The 16795-nt window shown below is 38.5% G+C and carries 15 protein-coding genes and 1 pseudogene; 11 read left to right on the top strand and 5 right to left on the bottom strand.

All coding sequences use genetic code 11. From position 1 onward, the window contains the following. Nucleotides 1-30 precede the first annotated feature (30 nt). Nucleotides 31-1878 (top strand): amidophosphoribosyltransferase, encoded by a 1848-nt coding sequence (locus tag P767_RS0110105; RefSeq protein ID WP_026764407.1) that lies wholly within the window; start codon nt 31-33, stop codon nt 1876-1878. Here P767_RS0110105 and P767_RS0110100 read toward each other — a convergent pair whose 3' ends face one another. The 4 genes from P767_RS0110100 to P767_RS0110085 all read right to left on the bottom strand — a co-directional run bounded on the left by P767_RS0110100 (nt 1879) and on the right by P767_RS0110085 (nt 6032). Further along, complete coding sequence (locus tag P767_RS0110100) at nt 1879-2619, bottom strand: LuxR C-terminal-related transcriptional regulator (RefSeq protein WP_026764406.1); 741 nt, start codon at nt 2617-2619, stop codon at nt 1879-1881. It lies immediately after the preceding gene. 139 nt (nt 2620-2758) lie between these two features. Next, entirely contained in the window at nt 2759-3835 is a 1077-nt protein-coding gene (locus P767_RS0110095; RefSeq protein ID WP_026764405.1) for a 3-oxoacyl-ACP synthase III family protein, read from the bottom strand. A gap of 94 nt (nt 3836-3929) precedes the next feature. Next, on the bottom strand, nt 3930-5012 hold the full coding sequence (locus P767_RS0110090) for a mannose-1-phosphate guanylyltransferase (protein WP_026764404.1): 1083 nt from the start codon (nt 5010-5012) through the stop codon (nt 3930-3932). Nucleotides 5013-5069: 57 nt separating this feature from the next. Next, nucleotides 5070-6032 carry a KpsF/GutQ family sugar-phosphate isomerase gene (locus P767_RS0110085; RefSeq protein ID WP_026764403.1) on the bottom strand — a complete coding sequence of 321 codons (963 nt, stop codon included), beginning with the start codon at nt 6030-6032 and terminating at the stop codon, nt 5070-5072. A 186-nt stretch (nt 6033-6218) separates the two neighbouring features. On the opposite strand from P767_RS0110085, the gene recQ reads away from it, so the two are divergent. The 9 genes from recQ (at nt 6219) to P767_RS18515 (ending at nt 14893) form a co-directional block, all read left to right on the top strand. Next, on the top strand, nt 6219-8477 hold the full coding sequence (gene recQ, locus P767_RS0110080; RefSeq protein ID WP_084799909.1) for a DNA helicase RecQ: 2259 nt from the start codon (nt 6219-6221) through the stop codon (nt 8475-8477). Between the two features lie 22 nt (nt 8478-8499). Next, nucleotides 8500-9444 carry an isopenicillin N synthase family dioxygenase gene (locus tag P767_RS0110075; RefSeq protein WP_026764401.1) on the top strand — a complete coding sequence of 315 codons (945 nt, stop codon included), beginning with the start codon at nt 8500-8502 and terminating at the stop codon, nt 9442-9444. 7 nt (nt 9445-9451) lie between these two features. Further along, nucleotides 9452-10708 carry a chromate efflux transporter gene (gene chrA / locus P767_RS0110070; RefSeq protein WP_026764400.1) on the top strand — a complete coding sequence of 419 codons (1257 nt, stop codon included), beginning with the start codon at nt 9452-9454 and terminating at the stop codon, nt 10706-10708. A gap of 35 nt (nt 10709-10743) precedes the next feature. After that, nucleotides 10744-11487, top strand: coding sequence for a ParA family protein (locus P767_RS0110065; RefSeq protein WP_026764399.1), 744 nt, complete (start codon nt 10744-10746; stop codon nt 11485-11487). A 3-nt stretch (nt 11488-11490) separates the two neighbouring features. Then, the gene (locus P767_RS0110060; RefSeq protein ID WP_026764398.1) at nt 11491-12222 is read left to right on the top strand and encodes an esterase family protein; all 732 of its coding nucleotides are present in this window, start codon (nt 11491-11493) and stop codon (nt 12220-12222) included. Between the two features lie 82 nt (nt 12223-12304). Further along, the gene (locus P767_RS0110055) at nt 12305-13084 is read left to right on the top strand and encodes a peptidase associated/transthyretin-like domain-containing protein (RefSeq protein ID WP_026764397.1); all 780 of its coding nucleotides are present in this window, start codon (nt 12305-12307) and stop codon (nt 13082-13084) included. A 218-nt stretch (nt 13085-13302) separates the two neighbouring features. Continuing rightward, nucleotides 13303-13785: a hypothetical protein gene (locus P767_RS0110050; protein WP_157611474.1), complete on the top strand. Its 483-nt coding sequence runs from the start codon at nt 13303-13305 to the stop codon at nt 13783-13785. Nucleotides 13786-13876: 91 nt separating this feature from the next. Continuing rightward, a complete protein-coding gene (locus P767_RS0110045) occupies nt 13877-14290 on the top strand; it encodes a hypothetical protein (protein WP_157611472.1) in 414 nt (137 codons plus the stop codon). Between the two features lie 3 nt (nt 14291-14293). Then, on the top strand, nt 14294-14893 hold the full coding sequence (locus tag P767_RS18515; protein WP_172637487.1) for a hypothetical protein: 600 nt from the start codon (nt 14294-14296) through the stop codon (nt 14891-14893). On the opposite strand, the pseudogene P767_RS19165 reads toward P767_RS18515, so the two are convergent. Beyond that, nucleotides 14783-15202, bottom strand: a pseudogene (locus P767_RS19165) (phosphotransferase); the annotation flags it as partial. The gene P767_RS18515 and the pseudogene P767_RS19165 sit on opposite strands and share 111 nt — an antisense overlap. A 537-nt stretch (nt 15203-15739) precedes the next feature. Between P767_RS19165 and P767_RS0110030 the strand changes: the two are divergent. Beyond that, on the top strand, nt 15740-16792 hold the full coding sequence (locus tag P767_RS0110030) for an efflux RND transporter periplasmic adaptor subunit (protein ID WP_037352625.1): 1053 nt from the start codon (nt 15740-15742) through the stop codon (nt 16790-16792). Nucleotides 16793-16795: the final 3 nt, after the last annotated feature.

Here is a 16795-nt window from a genome sequence, read left to right as displayed (position 1 = left end):
TAACTTCGCCACTCCTTTTTATACAGCATCATGAGCGACGAAATAAAACACGAATGCGGACTTGCCTACATTCGTTTGCGCAAACCCTTCTCTTATTACCTCCAGCAACATGGAACGGTAACATATGGCTTAAACAAGCTATATCTCTTAATGGAAAAACAGCATAACCGTGGCCAGGATGGAGCGGGAATTGCAACCGTTAAGTTGAATATTGAACCGGGAAATCCGTATCTGCACAGAATGCGCAGTAATGCTCAGCAACCCATTGCTGACTTGTTTTTTAAAATTGGTCAGGAAATTCAGGAGCTGGAAAAATACCAGGCAGAAATCAAACAACATCCGGGTTTAATGAAAGGCCATCTTCCTTTTTTAGGAGAGTTGTTACTAGGTCATCTTAGATATGGTACGCAGGGTAAAAACAATGTTGAATTCTGTCATCCTTTTATTAAGAGAGATTTAATGCCCGGTAAGAATCTTGCGCTAGCTGGTAATTTTAACCTGGTTAATACCGATGAATTATTTGAAAAAATAGGATTTCAACCCGGCGATTTTCAAAAGCAGAGCGATCTGGCTGCCATGATGGAAGTGGTTCATCATTACCTGGTTAAGGAAGATGCGGTAAACCCCAATAATGCTGATATTGCAGGTGTTTTGAAAAAAGCCACGCCTTTGTTTGACGGGGGGTATACTATTGGGGGATTGTTAGGTAATGGTCATAGTTTTATTATGCGTGATGCCCATGGTATCAGACCTGCCTATTATTATGTAAATGAAGAAGTAATTGTAGCTGCCAGTGAAAGGGCTGCAATCAGAACTACCTTTAATGTTGCTGAAAATGAAGTGAAGGAATTAATGCCGGGTACAGCATTGATTGTGGATGATAAAGGAAATTATTCCATAGAAACTATTCTTGCTCCAAAAGAAAGACGAGCCTGTTCTTTTGAAAGAATTTATTTTTCAAGAGGAAGCGATGAAAAAATCTATCGCGAAAGAATTGCATTGGGTCATCATTTAAGCAAGACCGTTCTAGAAAGTATTTCTTATGATTTAAAAAACACCATTTTTTCCTATATCCCCAATACGGCTGAAGTTGCCTTCTACGGGTTGGTAAAGGGTATGGAAGAGTATTTAAATAAAATTAAAGTAGAAAGAATACTCAGCTGGGGAAATGATTTTAGCCCGGAAAAGCTGGAAGAAATGGTGAACAGAAAAATTCGCCAGGAAAAAATTGCCATTAAAGACGTTAAGTTGCGGACATTCATTACTGAAGATGCCAACCGCAATGAAATGGTTCAGCACGTTTACGATATTACTTATGGTACCGTTCGTAAAAATGAAGATACCCTGGTAGTGATTGACGATAGTATTGTAAGAGGAACAACTTTAAAGGAAAGTATCATCAGAATGCTTTCCCGCCTTCAACCTAAAAAGATTATTGTAGTTTCTTCTGCGCCTCAGATCAGGTATCCGGACTGTTATGGAATTGACATGAGCAAACTGGGAGATTTTATTGCGTTCAGAGCGGCCATAGCTTTGCTAAAAGAAAGAAACCTGAATCATATACTGAATGAAGTTCAGCAACAGATTCTGGATATGGAAGCAAATGGAACCCTTCATGCAGAAAATGCAGTTCGTCAGATATACAAGCCATTTACCACACAGGAAATTTCCAATAAGATTGCTCAGCTCATTACACCTGAAGGAGTTGACGTTGAGGTGGAAGTAATTTATCAGACCATTGAAGACTTACATGATTGCTGTCCTACCAATACGGGTGACTGGTATTTTACAGGCAACTATCCAACTCCTGGTGGTAATAAAGTAGTGAATAAGGCATTCCTGAATTTCCTGAGCGGTAAAAATGTAAGAGGATACTAGTTAAGGCAGAATGTGATTCTCGTAGGCAAAGCTTACCAGATGTGCCAGATTGTTTACTTTGAATCTTTTATAAAGGGGTTGTATTCTTTTTTCAATGGCTGATGCGGAAACACCCAATTTATCTGCAATTTCTTTAAAGGAATAGCCTTTGGCCACATAGCTTAATGCTTCTTTTTCCTTTCCGGAAATAGTGAGAAACTTTTGTACAGCTTTGTTGATTACTTTTTCAAATTCCTCTTTATCAGGACCATGCACATCATAGCGCATTACAATGCCTAAATGCATATTTCTATTGATTCTGAATCTGCCTATAATATAATCTACTCCGCCATTTTGATCCACCGTTAAAATGCCAATTTTGGCTTCCATAGGAACAACACTTCCGTCTTTATGGATTTTTTTAAGCTCTACGGTAAAACTATAATCTTTAATGCCCGTTTTTCTGCTGAGCAGGAACTCAATGGTTTTGGCATTGATTTCATGGGAAAAAGCAAGATAGGAAGCATCCGTTTGTCTGATGATTTGCTGCAGGGTGATTTCATCATCTTTAAATCCCAGGGTTTCCTCCCAGCCATCGGCATAAATGAGTTTCTTATCCTTAAATGAGTAAATGTAGATGGCTTCGTCGGCAAAACGGATTAAACTTCTTTTATACTGCTGATAAATAGGACAATTTTTGTCAGCTGGTAAATCAGTAATGATGGCCGGGTCTATTTCTGCAATTTTATTCGGCTTATTCATAAGGCCAATTTACAAAAAACTGTGTAATTACACAGTTGTTCGACGATTTGGATTGAGTTAGCTTTGCGTTGATTAGCTATCGGGGGGTAGTTAATTTTAAGGTCGCATTCCGCAAGGTAAGCGGCCTTTTTATTTTGGCTTATACTCTGTAACAGAATGCATTTATATTCATTCCGGCTCCAACAGAAGCAAACATAACTATATCCCCTTTTGAAAGCTGGTGTTCGGGCATTTCCCCACGTTTTACCAAATCATATAAAGTTGGAATGGTAGCTACAGAACTGTTGCCGAATTTATGAATACTCATCGGCATTATATTTTCCGGGATCTCTCGAATACCGTATAGTTTAAACAGGGCTTTGATAAATCCCTCATCCATTTTTTCATTTGCCTGGTGCAAAAAGAACTTCTTTACATCCCGAACATCTACTTCACTTTTTTCCAGACAGGCTTTCATGGCAAGGGGTACATTTTTAATAGCATACTCGTATACTTTTCTCCCTTTCATTTTGATATATCTTACGGCAGGATCTGCATCCGGCAAATAGGATTTGCCCATGGTAATATATCTTAGTTCATCATTACAATGGCTTTGCATACTACTGGCAATTATACCTGTATCTCCGTTACTTCCTTCCACAGCTTCTATAATTGTTGCTCCAGCTCCATCACTGAAAATCATGCTATCTCTGTCGTAATGATCAATTACCCTGCTCAGGGTTTCTGTACCAATTACCAAACACCGTTTAGCCAGCCCGGCTTTTATAAAAGCGTCTGCCTGTGTAACACCTAATATCCAACCCGGACAGCCGAATAAAACATCATAAGCAACGCAATTTGGATTAAAAATTCCCAATGCATGTTTAATATGTGAAGCCAAGGCCGGAACTGCATCGGACTGAATCGTATTCTTAATAACGTTTCCGAAATTATGGGCTACAATAATCTGGTCAATGGTTTCATGATCAATGCCTGCATCTTCAATGGCATGTTTAGCTGCTATTGCACCCATATCACAGGCGGTAAATTCGTTACCAGCGTATCGTCTTTCTTCAATACCGGTAATGTCTTTGAACTTCTCTACAATTTCAGCTGAGGGAGTCGGAATTTTCAGATGATCTTCTCCGTAAAAATCCTGACTGGCAAAATCTTTATTGGTTTTAATATGAGGAGGAATATAACTTCCTGTTCCAGTGATTACCGTTCTGATGCCCATTGGTCTTTTATATTTAGTACTCCTTCAAATGTAATCATAAATAAAAAGGGATGGCAAGCCATTCCCCTATAATTTTTAGTAAGCTAACAAGCGTTTATAAGTATTGATCTCCCTTATTGCGTTTTACTTCAGCAACATATTCTTTAATGGCTTGTTCTTTTTCTTTTTTACAAATCATTAATACGTCCGGGGTATCTACTACTATAAAATCGTCAAGTCCCTGTAGCAATAATAACTTCTCTTTTGGTGCAGAAACCATGCACTTGGTAGCATCAATAACAATCACATTTTCTGAAGCTACCGCATTGCCTAAATAGTCTTTTTCAAGGTTGTCATAGGCACTGTTCCAGGTTCCCAAATCGCTCCAGCCAAAGGAAGATGGAATTACATAAACATTGTCTGCCTTTTCCATTATTGCAAAGTCAATGGACACGTTGGTACAAAGCGGATAAATGCGGTTAATTGCTTCTTTTTCTGAAGGCGTATTGAAACATGCTTTTTCTGCATCAAACAGTTCATACATTTCTGGTTGAAACTGTTCAAAAGCTTTCATTACATTTTTTACCTGCCAAACAAAAATGCCTGCGTTCCATAGAAAATCTCCGCTTGCGAGAAAGGTCTTGGCCAATTCAAGGTTGGGCTTTTCTGTAAAAGTTTTCACTTTGTAAATACCATCTGCTACTTGCATAGGCTCATGTTGAATGTAGCCGTATCCGGTATTGGGGTGAGTTGGTTTTATTCCCAGCGTTACGAGTGAATTGATATGAGAAACAAAATCAAGTGCCTGTAAAGTTATTTTTCTGAAATTTTCATTATCCAGAATCATATGATCACTTGGCGCAACAATCAGGGATGCCTCCGGATCTTTCTGCAATAATTTGTAAGAAATATAAGCAACACAGGGAGCTGTATTTTTTCTGCTGGGTTCTGCCAGAATATTTTCTACATTCAGTTCGGGTAGTTGTTCCTGTACAATGGAAACATATTCTTCTGACGTAACGATAAAAATATTATCGTTCGGAATGAATGCAGCATAACGCTCATAGGTCCATCGTATCAGTGATTTTCCTGTATTTAATATATCCAGAAACTGCTTGGGATAACTGGTTCTGCTCTGTGGCCAGAAACGACTTCCAATCCCTCCTGCCATGATGGCAACATAATGGTGTTGATTCATTTGAATTACTTTAATTGCTGCAATACAAACGATTACAAATTGAACTTATTGCTCAGTTTATACAATTCCCTCCCTAATTAAATCATGCAGATGAATGATGCCCATATACTTCCCGTTTTCGGCCACTACTAACTGACTGATATCTTTTTCCCGAATCAGATCCAGGGCTTCAACAGCCATTGCCTGAGGCGAAATGGTGACCGGGTCCGGTGATAAAATATTGGAAGCGCAAATGGCAGAAATATCACTGGTTTTTTCGAGCATTCTTCTTAAATCTCCATCAGTAATGATTCCAATTAGTGAATTATCCTCTTTAACTACTGCCGTTACTCCAAGCCGATTTTGTGTTATTTCCACAATTACTTCCTTTAAGCTGGCTGTTGGTAATACAGCGGGTTTTTGATTGTTCCCGGATAAGTCTTCTACCCGCAGGTACAAACGTTTACCCAGATTTCCTCCGGGATGAAACCTGGCAAAGTCCCGGTTATTGAATTGGTTCAGTTCCATAAGGCAAACCGCCAGCACATCTCCCATAACCATCTGTGCAGTTGTACTGCTGGTAGGAGCCAGGTTATTGGGGCAGGCTTCCCGATCTACAGTAGTATTAATAACCAGATTGGCTTTTTGAGCCAGGTAACTGTCCATATTGCCAACCATCCCAATCAACAGGTTGCCGAAATTATTAATCAGGGGGATCAAAACTTTTATTTCAGGGCTCTCTCCGCTCTTACTTATCAGCATCACTACATCATCAGGGGTTATCATGCCCAGGTCTCCGTGAATGGCATCAGCAGCATGCATAAACAGTGAGGGGGTACCGGTAGAATTTAAGGTGGCTACTATTTTTTGGGCAACAATGGCACTTTTGCCTATCCCACTTACAATCAAACGGCCTTTTGTATGATGGATTGCCTGGATGATTTTTTCAAAATCATTACCAATAAACTCCTTCAGCCCCTGAATAGAAGCCATTTCAATATCAATGGTTTGCAGGGCAATGGTCTGGATATTTGTATTCATGCTTAACAAAGGTAAACTTTAACAGCTTTGCTCGGGTATTGCATATTGGATTCATTAACTTCGCAACCCTTTTGCAAAATAGCCTGATTTTTAGGCTATTTGTTGAAATAAATAAGGAAAAAAGGCAAAAATTGTTTAACTTTTACAGACACAGATTGTTCTTGTGTAGTAAACAGAAATCCCCCGATGGCAACGACTACAAAAAAAGCGGTAACGAGGAAATCAACAGCCAGAAAAACTGCCGGCGCAAGCCAATATCCCATACATGCAGCTTTAGAGCAATATTTTGGATTTAAAGAATTTAAAGGAACGCAGGAAGCGGCCATCAACAGTCTTTTAGATGGGAAAGATACTTTTGTGATTATGCCAACCGGTGGTGGTAAGAGCCTTTGTTATCAGTTGCCAGCACTGATGCTGGACGGTTGTGCCATTATTGTATCTCCCTTGATTGCCCTGATGAAAAACCAGGTGGATCTGGTAAGGGGGTATAGTGAAAACGATGAAGTTGCCCATTTTTTGAATTCCTCCCTGAATAAAAGCCAGATTAAGGCGGTAAAAGACGATCTCAACAGCGGTAAAACCAAATTATTATATGTGGCTCCGGAAACCCTGACCAAACAGGAGAACCTGGAGTATTTCAGTGACCTGAATATTTCCTTTTTTGCGGTGGATGAAGCCCACTGTATTTCAGAATGGGGGCATGATTTCAGACCAGAGTACAGAAGACTCAGAGAAATGATGGACATGATTCATCCAGACAAGCCCGTAATTGCGCTAACCGCTACCGCTACTCCCAAGGTACAAAGCGATATTGTGAAAAATCTGGGTTTAAGAGAAGCCAATATTTTTATCTCCTCTTTTAACCGTACCAATTTGTTCTACGAAATTCTTCCTAAGATTCAAAAAGAACAGACGGTTAAAAGCATTGTAAAATTTATTACACAACACAAGGGTAAGAGTGGTATTATCTATACCCTGAATCGTAAAACTACAGAAGAGCTGGCTGAATTGCTGGTAGCCAATAAAATTAAAGCAGTTGCTTATCATGCAGGTCTGGATCAGAAATTAAGAGCGGATCGTCAGGATCAGTTTTTAAACGAAGATGTGCAGGTGATTGTAGCCACCATTGCATTCGGCATGGGTATAGACAAGCCGGATATCCGTTTTGTGATTCATTTTAATATTCCCAAATCTATTGAGAACTATTATCAGGAAACAGGCAGAGCAGGCCGTGATGGCCTGGAAGGAATTTGTGTATTGTATTATTCTCATAAAGACGTATCCAAGTTGGAACACCTGATGCGGGATAAGCCTTTAAGCGAAAGGGAAGTAGGTGCGCAATTGATTGACGAAATGGTTGCTTACTCAGAAAGTGCTGTTTGCAGAAGGAAAATTTTATTGCATTATTTCGGGGAAACTACAGAAACCGAAAACTGCGGACTCTGCGATAACTGTAAGAATCCGAAAGAGAAGTTTGAAGCGAAGGAAGAAGTAGTAAAAGTGCTGAAAGTGGTGAATGCACTGGATGGAAGATTTGTTGCCGATTATGTGGTAAATGTTTTAACAGGAAAGCTTACTCCACAAATTACCATGTTCCGTCATGATAGTTTACCGGAATTTGGAATTGGAAAAGACAAGGAAACGCATTTATGGAATAGCCTGATCAGGCAACTATTACTTGAAAATCTTTTACTAAAAGACATAGAAGAATATGGTTTGTTGAAAGTGAGCGAAAAGGGCCAGAAATACCTGAAGAAGCCATCTTCTTTCAAAATGGTACTGAATAATTTATTTGAAGATGCCAATGCAGATGATGATGAAAGCGAATCTGGCTCACAGTCTGGTGCTGCTGCAGACGAACAGTTATTCACCATGCTTAAAGAATTAAGACAAAAAGAGGCCAAGAAAAAAAGTTTACCTCCCTTTGTTATTTTTCTGGAAAGTTCTTTACAGGATATGGCAACCTTATACCCAACTACATTGGATGAAATGAGTAAGTGTCAGGGTGTAAGCAAAGGTAAAGCCCTGAAATATGGTAAGCCCTTCGTGGAGTTGATTGCCAGTTATGTAGAAGAGAATAATATTGAAAAGCCCGATGATTTTGTTATGCGCAGTGTTGCCAATGCTGCCAGTAACAAAATTTATATTATTCAGAATGTAGACAAAAAAATTCCACTGGAAACCATTGCACGTAATAAGGATTTAAAACTCGACCAGTTATTGGAAGAGATGGAAACCATTGCTGCAAGTGGAACCAGGCTGAATCTGGATTATGCCATTGATGAATGGCTGGGTGAAGATGAACAGGATGAAATTCTGGAATATTTCAAAAGCTGTGAAACTTCTTCGCTGGACGTTGCCCGCGAAGAGTTGGCCGAATTTGATTTTAACTGGGAGCAGTTAAAAATCATGAGAATCAAATTCCTGAGTGTTTACGGCAATTAGTATTTTCGTAAAAATTAATGTTATGGCCATACCAGTTGTTGATTTAGCCCAGTTCACTAAAGGAACTCCCGAAGAGAAAGCTGCTTTTGTACAGGCATTGGGAAAAGCCTATGAAGAAGTAGGATTTGTTGCAGTGAAAAATCACGGAGTTCCCGATGAATTAATTGCCAATCAGTATGAATATGTTCAGCAGTTTTTTTCTCTTCCGCTCGAGAAGAAAAAGCAGTATGAAATTCCTGGCTTAGCGGGTCAGCGAGGGTACACTTCTTTTGGTAAAGAACACGCCAAAGGCAGTGAGGCTCCGGATTTAAAAGAGTTTTTTCAATATGGTCAAACGGTAGAAGACCGTGATACCATACAGTCTGAGTATCCCGACAATGTTCAGGTTTCAGAGATAGCTCCATTCAATGAAACCTTGTATAATGCATACAGGAATTTTGAAAAAAGCGGTAAGTCTTTGCTTCAGGCAATTGCTTTGTATTTAGGGCTTGACGAACATTATTTTGATGAACATATCCATAATGGCAATTCCATCTTGCGTTGTATCCATTATCCGCCCATTACTTCTGAACCTAAATCTGCTATCCGTGCAGAACAACACGAAGACATCAACCTGATTACTTTGTTGGTAGGTGCTTCTGCTGATGGTTTGCAGATTTTAACCAAACAGGGTGAGTGGGTTAATGTTACCTCATTACCAGAACAGATTGTAGTGAATGTAGGGGATATGTTGCAGCGATTGACCAATAATAAATTAAGAAGTACAACTCACCGGGTAGTTAATCCGGCAAGGGAACTATGGCATACCAGCAGATTTTCCATGCCTTTCTTCCTTCACCCAAGAAGTGAAATGAGCCTGGCCTGTCTCGAAAGCTGTATAGATGAGCATAACCCTAAAGCATATCCGGATACAACTGCCGGCGAATACCTAGATGAAAGATTGAGAGAAATTGGACTAAAGAAATAGTCTTCAATTGAACCTGATTCGTCATATCCCCTTTTTAAGAGCTGTGTTAACGCACAGTATCACTGCATTTGGTGGACCTCAGGGTCATCTGGGAATGATGATGAAAACATTTGTACATCAGCGAAAAGATGTAACGGAAGAGGAATTGCTAGATTACAATGGTTTCTGTCAGATGTTGCCCGGTGCTTCTTCCACACAGGTTTTAACTTTAATAGGGTATAAGCGGGGAGGTGTTTTACTATCCATCATTACATTGATCATCTGGATTTTACCTGCCAGTCTGCTGATGTCGAGTCTTTCATTTTTGCTGTATTATTTTGATAAAATTCAAAACCCTGCTACATTTTTCAGATTCATCCAGCCAATGGCAATTGGATTTATTGCCTACTCTGCATTAAGAACATATAAAGTAGCAGTGAATAATACCATTACCCGGGTGATTGTAATTATAGCAGCCATTGCTACATTTCTGGCTTTTAAAACACCCTGGATCTTTCCGATTCTGATTGTTTGCGCAGGTATTGCTACCAATTTCAGTGATAAAAGAATACCACAAAAAGGAGATCCACCCAAACAGGTAAAATGGGGAAATCTCCTGATTTTTTTGGTACTATTTGGTATCACAGGTTACCTGTCGGAAACAGCCACCAAACAAAACTGGGAGAATCGCAAAGTCTATAACCTTTTCGAAAACAATTATCGTTTTGGAAGTCTGGTTTTTGGCGGAGGAGATGTTTTGATTCCGCTGATGTATGAGCAATATGTTACACGTCCCCAGAGCAAAAGAATTCTTGAAAATAAGAGAGATGTACTCAAAATGGAGAGAGAAGCCTTTTTAACAGGATCAGGAATTGTCAGGGCAATCCCGGGTCCGGTGTTTTCTATTGGTGCATTCACCGGCGGCATGGTATTGAAAGATATGGGATCTGAAAAGCAGGTGCTGGGATGTTTTATCGGGGTAATAGGTATTTTCTTACCCAGTGCCCTTTTGGTTTTATTTTTCTTTCCCGTCTGGCATAATTTAAAGAAGTATGCAGTGATTTTCAGGTCTTTAGAAGGTATTCGGGCATCCGTGGTTGGTATCATGGCCGGGTCTGTTTTATATTTATTGAATGACCATATTTTACCTGAATTGGGTTCTCAGCACTGGTCGATTGTTTGGGACATGGGGATTGTAATTGCCACACTAATGATCCTTCGCTTAAATCGCGTACCCGCTCCGTTTATTGTAATTGGTTGCTTATTACTGGGCGCTATTGCCTGATTTTTTGTATCTTCCTCTGAAGCATATTATTCATTATGGTAACCATAGCCCTATATAATTTAAAAGGTGGTGTTGGCAAAACTGCTGCTACCATCAATCTAGCTTATTTAAGTGCTAAACAGGGATACAAAACCCTGATATGGGACCTGGATCCGCAGGGATCTTCTTCCTTTTATTTAGGCGTTGCATCAACGGTTAAAAATGAATCCAGAAAACTTATTAGTGGCGAAATGGATTTGGCAGATGCCATACAGGTTTCTGCATACGAAAACCTGGATATTATTCCTTCTGATATTTCAGCCAGAAATGCAGATATCTTATTAAACGATATGAAGCAGAGCAAAAAGAAAATTGCTTCTTTGCTATCATCGGTTAAGAAGTCGTACGACATTGTTTTTCTGGATTGCCCTCCGGGTATTTCCATTTTACACGATGCTGTATTTACAGGAGCAGACTGGGTATTTATGCCGAATATTCCAACAACTTTGTCTATCCGGTCTTTTGAATCTGTTCTGCAATATTTTAAGGAGAATGATTTTGACACTTCAAAACTCAAATGCTTCTTTAGTATGGTAGACCATCGCAAGAACCTGCATCACGAAGTAATTAATGAGTTTTACAAAGACAAACTTTTCTTTAAGAGTTATATACCCTATTTAAGCGATGTAGAAAAAATGGGCGTGAATCAGGCCCCGCTGGAAACCTTTGCAGCCAGTAGTTTTGCCGCACAGTGTTATAACAATTTATGGAAGGAAATTAAAAAGACCTGTATAGAATAGTATATGAAAAGAGAACTTAGTTCCTGGTATAGTCCGGCTTTAAATAAAGAAATGCCAATTGCTGCTTATGGTCATTATGGCTTTGCCATTTTACTGATTCCAACAGCTGCAGCAGATTATCTGGAATACGAAAGATTCCAGTTGCTTGACGCCATTGCGCCCATGATTGAATCAGGGAAATGCCAGGTTTTCAGCATTGATAGCATGAATAAGGAAAGCTGGATGAACAATCAAATGCTTCCGGAGCACAAAGCTATCCGTCATAACCAGTTTAATGAATATGTTTTTAATGAAGTGGTTCCTTTTATTCGCAACAACACCAGCAATGAAACAATGATTTATACCTGTGGTGCATCGTTTGGTGCATTACATGCCATGAACCTTTTTTTAAAAAGACCTGATATTCTGAATGGAGCCATCAGCATGAGCGGCGTGTATAATTTAACCGAATACACCAAAGGTTTCTGGGACGATCAGGTTTTCTATAATAGTCCTGAACATTATATTCCCAGTTTACAGGACGAATGGTATCTAAGCAAAATTAAAGCCAGTCATCATATTCATATTTATACAGGCAGTGGAAATTTTGAAGATCCTGAGGCATCCAAACGATTTGCCGGCATTTTATACAATAAAGGAATATGGTACGACCTGGATGTATGGGGGCCAGATATTCACCACGACTGGCCTACCTGGAGATCGATGCTTCCCTATATTTTGGATAAGAAGTTTTAAACTGTAAAAAACTCGTTAATTCCCTGACAACGTATGGTACTCTGCCAACGCTGAACTAATATTACATATTAATCGAAGGCAATTGAGGTATTATTCCGGAATATCTGGTTTTATTTTACTACTGCTTATTTCCTTTGCTGCTGATGTACAGGCCCAGTACACTACAGTAAGTGGGAATGTGTATGATATTTCGGCCAGAAGACCTTTGGAAGCGGTTGCCGTGCAAAGCACTTCCGGGAGAGGAACCATTACCGATTCTACAGGTTATTATAATTTAACGGTATTAAAAACAGATTCAATTTGGTTTTCACTGATTGGAAAATCTACCATGAAGTATCCGGTAGACACCATCAGCAATCTGGAGCGTTTTAATGTGATGATTCATGTAAGGGCTTTTGATTTGCCGGAAGTGAAAGTGCGCAATAATTATTACCGTTACGACTCTATGATGAATCGTCAGGATTATGCTAAAGTATTCAACTTTAAAAAGCCTGGTTTAGGCGTTGTGTCCAGTCCCAATTATAATCCGGGAGCTACGGTTGGTCTTGATTTGGAAGGCATCATTAATATGTTCAGGGTTAAACGCAATAGAAGTATTCTAACCTTGCAAAAAAGATTGATAGAAGAGGAAGAGGAGAAATACGTAAACAGCAGGTTCACCAAAATATTCGTGAAAAAAATAACGGGGCTACAGTCCCCCGAACTGGATACGTTTATGCGACGTTATCGTCCTGCCTATGGCTTGGTAAAACTGTTGAACGATCTTGAACTAGGTTATTATATTGGCCAGCAATACGAGGAATACCGTTCTACCAAGTACAATTGGCGTGGTGGGTTGTATAGACGAAGAGAAGATCAGTAAAGTGAATGGTGATTTGACCCTATTTTTTGTAGTGGTAACGAATTATAATTATTATGAATTATAATTGAGTATTATATTACAATGCTCAATTATATGAAACAATCTTCACCCCCCCCGAATCAAAAATACGTCTACTCACTTTTTTGCTCAGATTTTTACTAATATTGATTTTGTTTATTAGTTGTAGAAAAGATGTATATGAAAGTTCAAGAAGTATTTTGAAAGAAAATATTTCTTTGAATGAAGTAAGAGATTGGTTCACGAAATATAATAAACAAATCCCAGAAGGACCAAAACCTGATTTTATAAATGCAACAAAAACAACAATTAATGGTCAATTAATTGTGAGGGTCCCACTAAATAGAGGTGAAGGCGAAATGTTTTTTTCTAAAGATGATACGTTAGAGGTAAAATTTTTTAGAAGAGTACCTGTAAATAATAAAAGTCAAATTAAGTTTACAGGTTTTTATGAGAGTATTGATATGAAAAACTATTCATATTACAAGGTGAATTATATCGAAGGGATAAAAGTTAGTGTGTATAAAAGCAAATCAATTCGAGAAACTCCAGTTGTAGAAAATGTAATTCGTGGGTTAAATTTTCCTGAATTTACAGGAAGTTGGTTTAGGGCTTTACTGTGTTGGCAAATATATTTTATCAATTCCCAAACGAATTGGCAACACTTATGGGTGGGAATGTAAAGGAATTGGTGGGATAGGAGATGATAGTCCTGAATCTTCAATTGAACAGGAAGTGTTTACTGGTAGCGTGGTTTATGTTAATCTAAATTCTTTGTTTCCATTAATTTATCCTCCAAATACTTCACCAACTTATATTTCAGAAATAGATTGGCAATTGTTTGTAAATGCAGGAAGCAATGGTTTAGACCCAAATATTCCTGAAATTATTGCTGACCCTGAAGTTCTTGAAAACTATTATGACGATCCTTCACAATTTGAGGATGATCCAATGTTAAATACATTTTTCTTAATGCAAAATTTTTGGCCAACTATCCCATCTGTTGTTTCGTTAAATCATTTTGTAAGATATGATTATCGAAACTGTTTGCAATTGGCGAAAGAACAAATCGGAAAAAATAAACTCTACTTTAATGAGACAACTGGAATAATAACTGGCAAAACAAGTGTTACAAATCCTACTGCAGTATATGATTATAGAATTACTCAAATTCGTAAAAATAAATGATTTATGCATGCCATCCTTTCAATATTCCTTTTAATATTTATTTGGGCACCTGTTTTTTCACAAGCCAATAAAGATATTTATGTTCGGATTAAAGAACAAGATACAATTCAGGGTCGAAGGCTATTTATCGAAAAGCCGTTTTCGAAATATCATGATTCTCTTTTTAGGTTTCTACTTGATAAGTATCAACCTATATTAAAATATCGAAAAGGGATTCATCAAGATTATCTAGGAGAATTCATCTCTGTCCATCAATATGGTAATCATTATTATGCCTATTTTCCTTCAGAGCCTTTCTTCAATACATATATTGCGATTACGGGAGATTCAATTATAATTAATGATTTCAACGATGGGATAGTTTCAATGCCAATTATGCAATTAATAAAGACAAATAATACATACACAATTAAGGTTTCAAATCAAGCACAGCAGGAACACCATTTTAAAATCACCAAACTGAATGGTGAGTTATTTTCTATCACCTCGTCTTTATATAATCTTGATCAAATAATATTTGTTAATCGGAAAAACTTTCCCAAATATTACATTATTATCAATCATAGCCCAAATAATCGTGCTCCTGAATTTCATTTTAGATAAGTCAAACTTATAATGCTTTACTACCAAAAAATTGATATCACTGAGCTCTCTTTTTGTAATAGATGCATAGTAATTAATTAAAGCAGCTCTTGTTAAATTTCCAGGCAGCCAGGTACAATTGTATTGTTTAAAAACTGGTCCTTCATTGGCTTCAAACCAATATGCTAACAATGCTCCAAAACTCTTCAGTGAATCACCTACTGTTGCCTTTTCCCAATCTAATACGCCAATTACTTTTGTTGAATCCTTTCTGAAAACTAAATTGTCGTATTTAAAATCATTGTGCAATAGTGTTGCTGTCTGCGCTTTGGGCTGATAATTTTTTAACTATTCTGCAACAGCGTTCATTGACTCAATTGTATCAGTTTCTGCAGCGTAATATCTTTTAATCCAACCAGCTACTTTCCTTTTGACATATCCTTCAGGTTTGCCTAAATCAATACCCCCTGTCAGTTGTACAAACTGCTGGGCTATTTTCTTGTATTGATTTTTGTCTGCTACGTCCAGGGAAAAAGAAGCGCCTTGCCTCCGGCTTCCAGCACCAATCCCTCTGTTTTCTGAATAAGTTTGGGCTGGTTATTTGCAAATCAAATGGTCCAGCCATCTTTGGCCAATGCAATAGCCAATGCCCCGCCTAAACCAGATCCTGCACCAGTAATGAAAGCTCTTTTTTGTGGATATCGATTGTTCAACACATACATAGGCATATATTGTTTACCGAATGTAATTAAACCAGTCCATTTTCCCCTGATTCACCGAATAATTTTACGCTTTCGCCATTCAGCAAAACCTGCACTTCCTCCGAGTTTTTAATTCTATCTTTACAGCTTCCAAAAATTGACTCCTTTGAAAAGAATAAATCTGCTGCTGACATTGCCCTTGTTGTTATTTGCCTGCAAGGAAGCTAAAAAAGAAAATGTTGATGCAAAATCAAAAGGTCCTACTGCAACTATTGTGGATGTTCTGATTGCCGGAACCGGAAATGTAGACAATAAGGTTGAAGTAAACGGGTCTATTATTCCAATGGAAACAGTGAATATTAATCCGGAAGTAAGTGGTAGATTAACCCTGCTGAATGCGCCCGATGGAGCTAAAGTAGCACAGGGAACTGTACTTGCCCGTATTAACGATGCTGATTTACAGGCGAGTTTGTCAAAAACCAGGGTCCTGCTCGAGTTGGCTCAAAAGAATGAGGAAAGACTTAGAAAATTACTGGCTATAAATGGTATTAACCAATCTGAATATGATCTGGCATTGAATCAGGTAAATGGATTGAAAGCCGATTTACAGATTACACAGGCTCAGATAGACAAGACCGTAATTAAAGCACCGTTTGCTGGTGTTCTTGGACTCAGACAAATTAGCCCTGGTGCTTATGTTACTCCAGCTGTTACCCTGACAACCCTGCAGCAGGTAGATAAGGTTAAGATCGACTTTAATGTACCGGAATTTTATACCAATATGATTCGCGTTGGTTCATCTGTTCAGGTACAAACCAACGAAACAAATGACAAAAGAAGGGCTACCGTAATTGCAACAGATCCGCAGATTAACCCGACTACCCGTAATCTAAGGGTCCGTGCAGTATTGGATGGACCATCCTTGTCGCCTGGAACATTTGTGAAAGTATTCTTGGAAGGAAGCAAGAATAAGTCTAGTATTCTGGTTCCAACCAATGCCATTATTCCCGATGCAAAAGCTAAAAAAATTATAGTTGCCCGCGGAGGAGAAGGTGTTTTCGTAGACATTGAAACTGGCATGAGAGGTACTGGATTTGTAGAAGTTACCAAAGGACTTCAACCTGGAGACAGTGTAGTGGTTACAGGGGTATTATTTGTTAGACCCAAGCAACCCGTAAAAGTTCGTTCTGTTAAGCAATTGAGTGATATTATCAAATAGTAG

Origin of the sequence: Sediminibacterium salmoneum NBRC 103935 (assembly GCF_000511175.1) — a bacterium.
Classification (GTDB): Bacteria; Bacteroidota; Bacteroidia; order Chitinophagales; family Chitinophagaceae; genus Sediminibacterium; species Sediminibacterium salmoneum.
This window is presented reverse-complemented; position numbering and strand designations above follow the sequence as displayed.

Coding starts and splice junctions, on each gene's coding strand:
- P767_RS0110065 (WP_026764399.1), top strand. CDS start 10,744: ATGGTAACCATAGCCCTATATAATTTAAAAGGTGGTGTTGGCAAAACT.
- P767_RS0110075 (WP_026764401.1), top strand. CDS start 8,500: ATGGCCATACCAGTTGTTGATTTAGCCCAGTTCACTAAAGGAACTCCC.
- P767_RS0110085 (WP_026764403.1), bottom strand. CDS start 6,032: ATGAATACAAATATCCAGACCATTGCCCTGCAAACCATTGATATTGAA.
- recQ (WP_084799909.1), top strand. CDS start 6,219: ATGGCAACGACTACAAAAAAAGCGGTAACGAGGAAATCAACAGCCAGA.
- P767_RS18515 (WP_172637487.1), top strand. CDS start 14,294: ATGCATGCCATCCTTTCAATATTCCTTTTAATATTTATTTGGGCACCT.
- P767_RS0110090 (WP_026764404.1), bottom strand. CDS start 5,012: ATGAATCAACACCATTATGTTGCCATCATGGCAGGAGGGATTGGAAGT.
- P767_RS0110100 (WP_026764406.1), bottom strand. CDS start 2,619: ATGAATAAGCCGAATAAAATTGCAGAAATAGACCCGGCCATCATTACT.
- P767_RS0110060 (WP_026764398.1), top strand. CDS start 11,491: ATGAAAAGAGAACTTAGTTCCTGGTATAGTCCGGCTTTAAATAAAGAA.
- P767_RS0110095 (WP_026764405.1), bottom strand. CDS start 3,835: ATGGGCATCAGAACGGTAATCACTGGAACAGGAAGTTATATTCCTCCT.
- P767_RS0110105 (WP_026764407.1), top strand. CDS start 31: ATGAGCGACGAAATAAAACACGAATGCGGACTTGCCTACATTCGTTTG.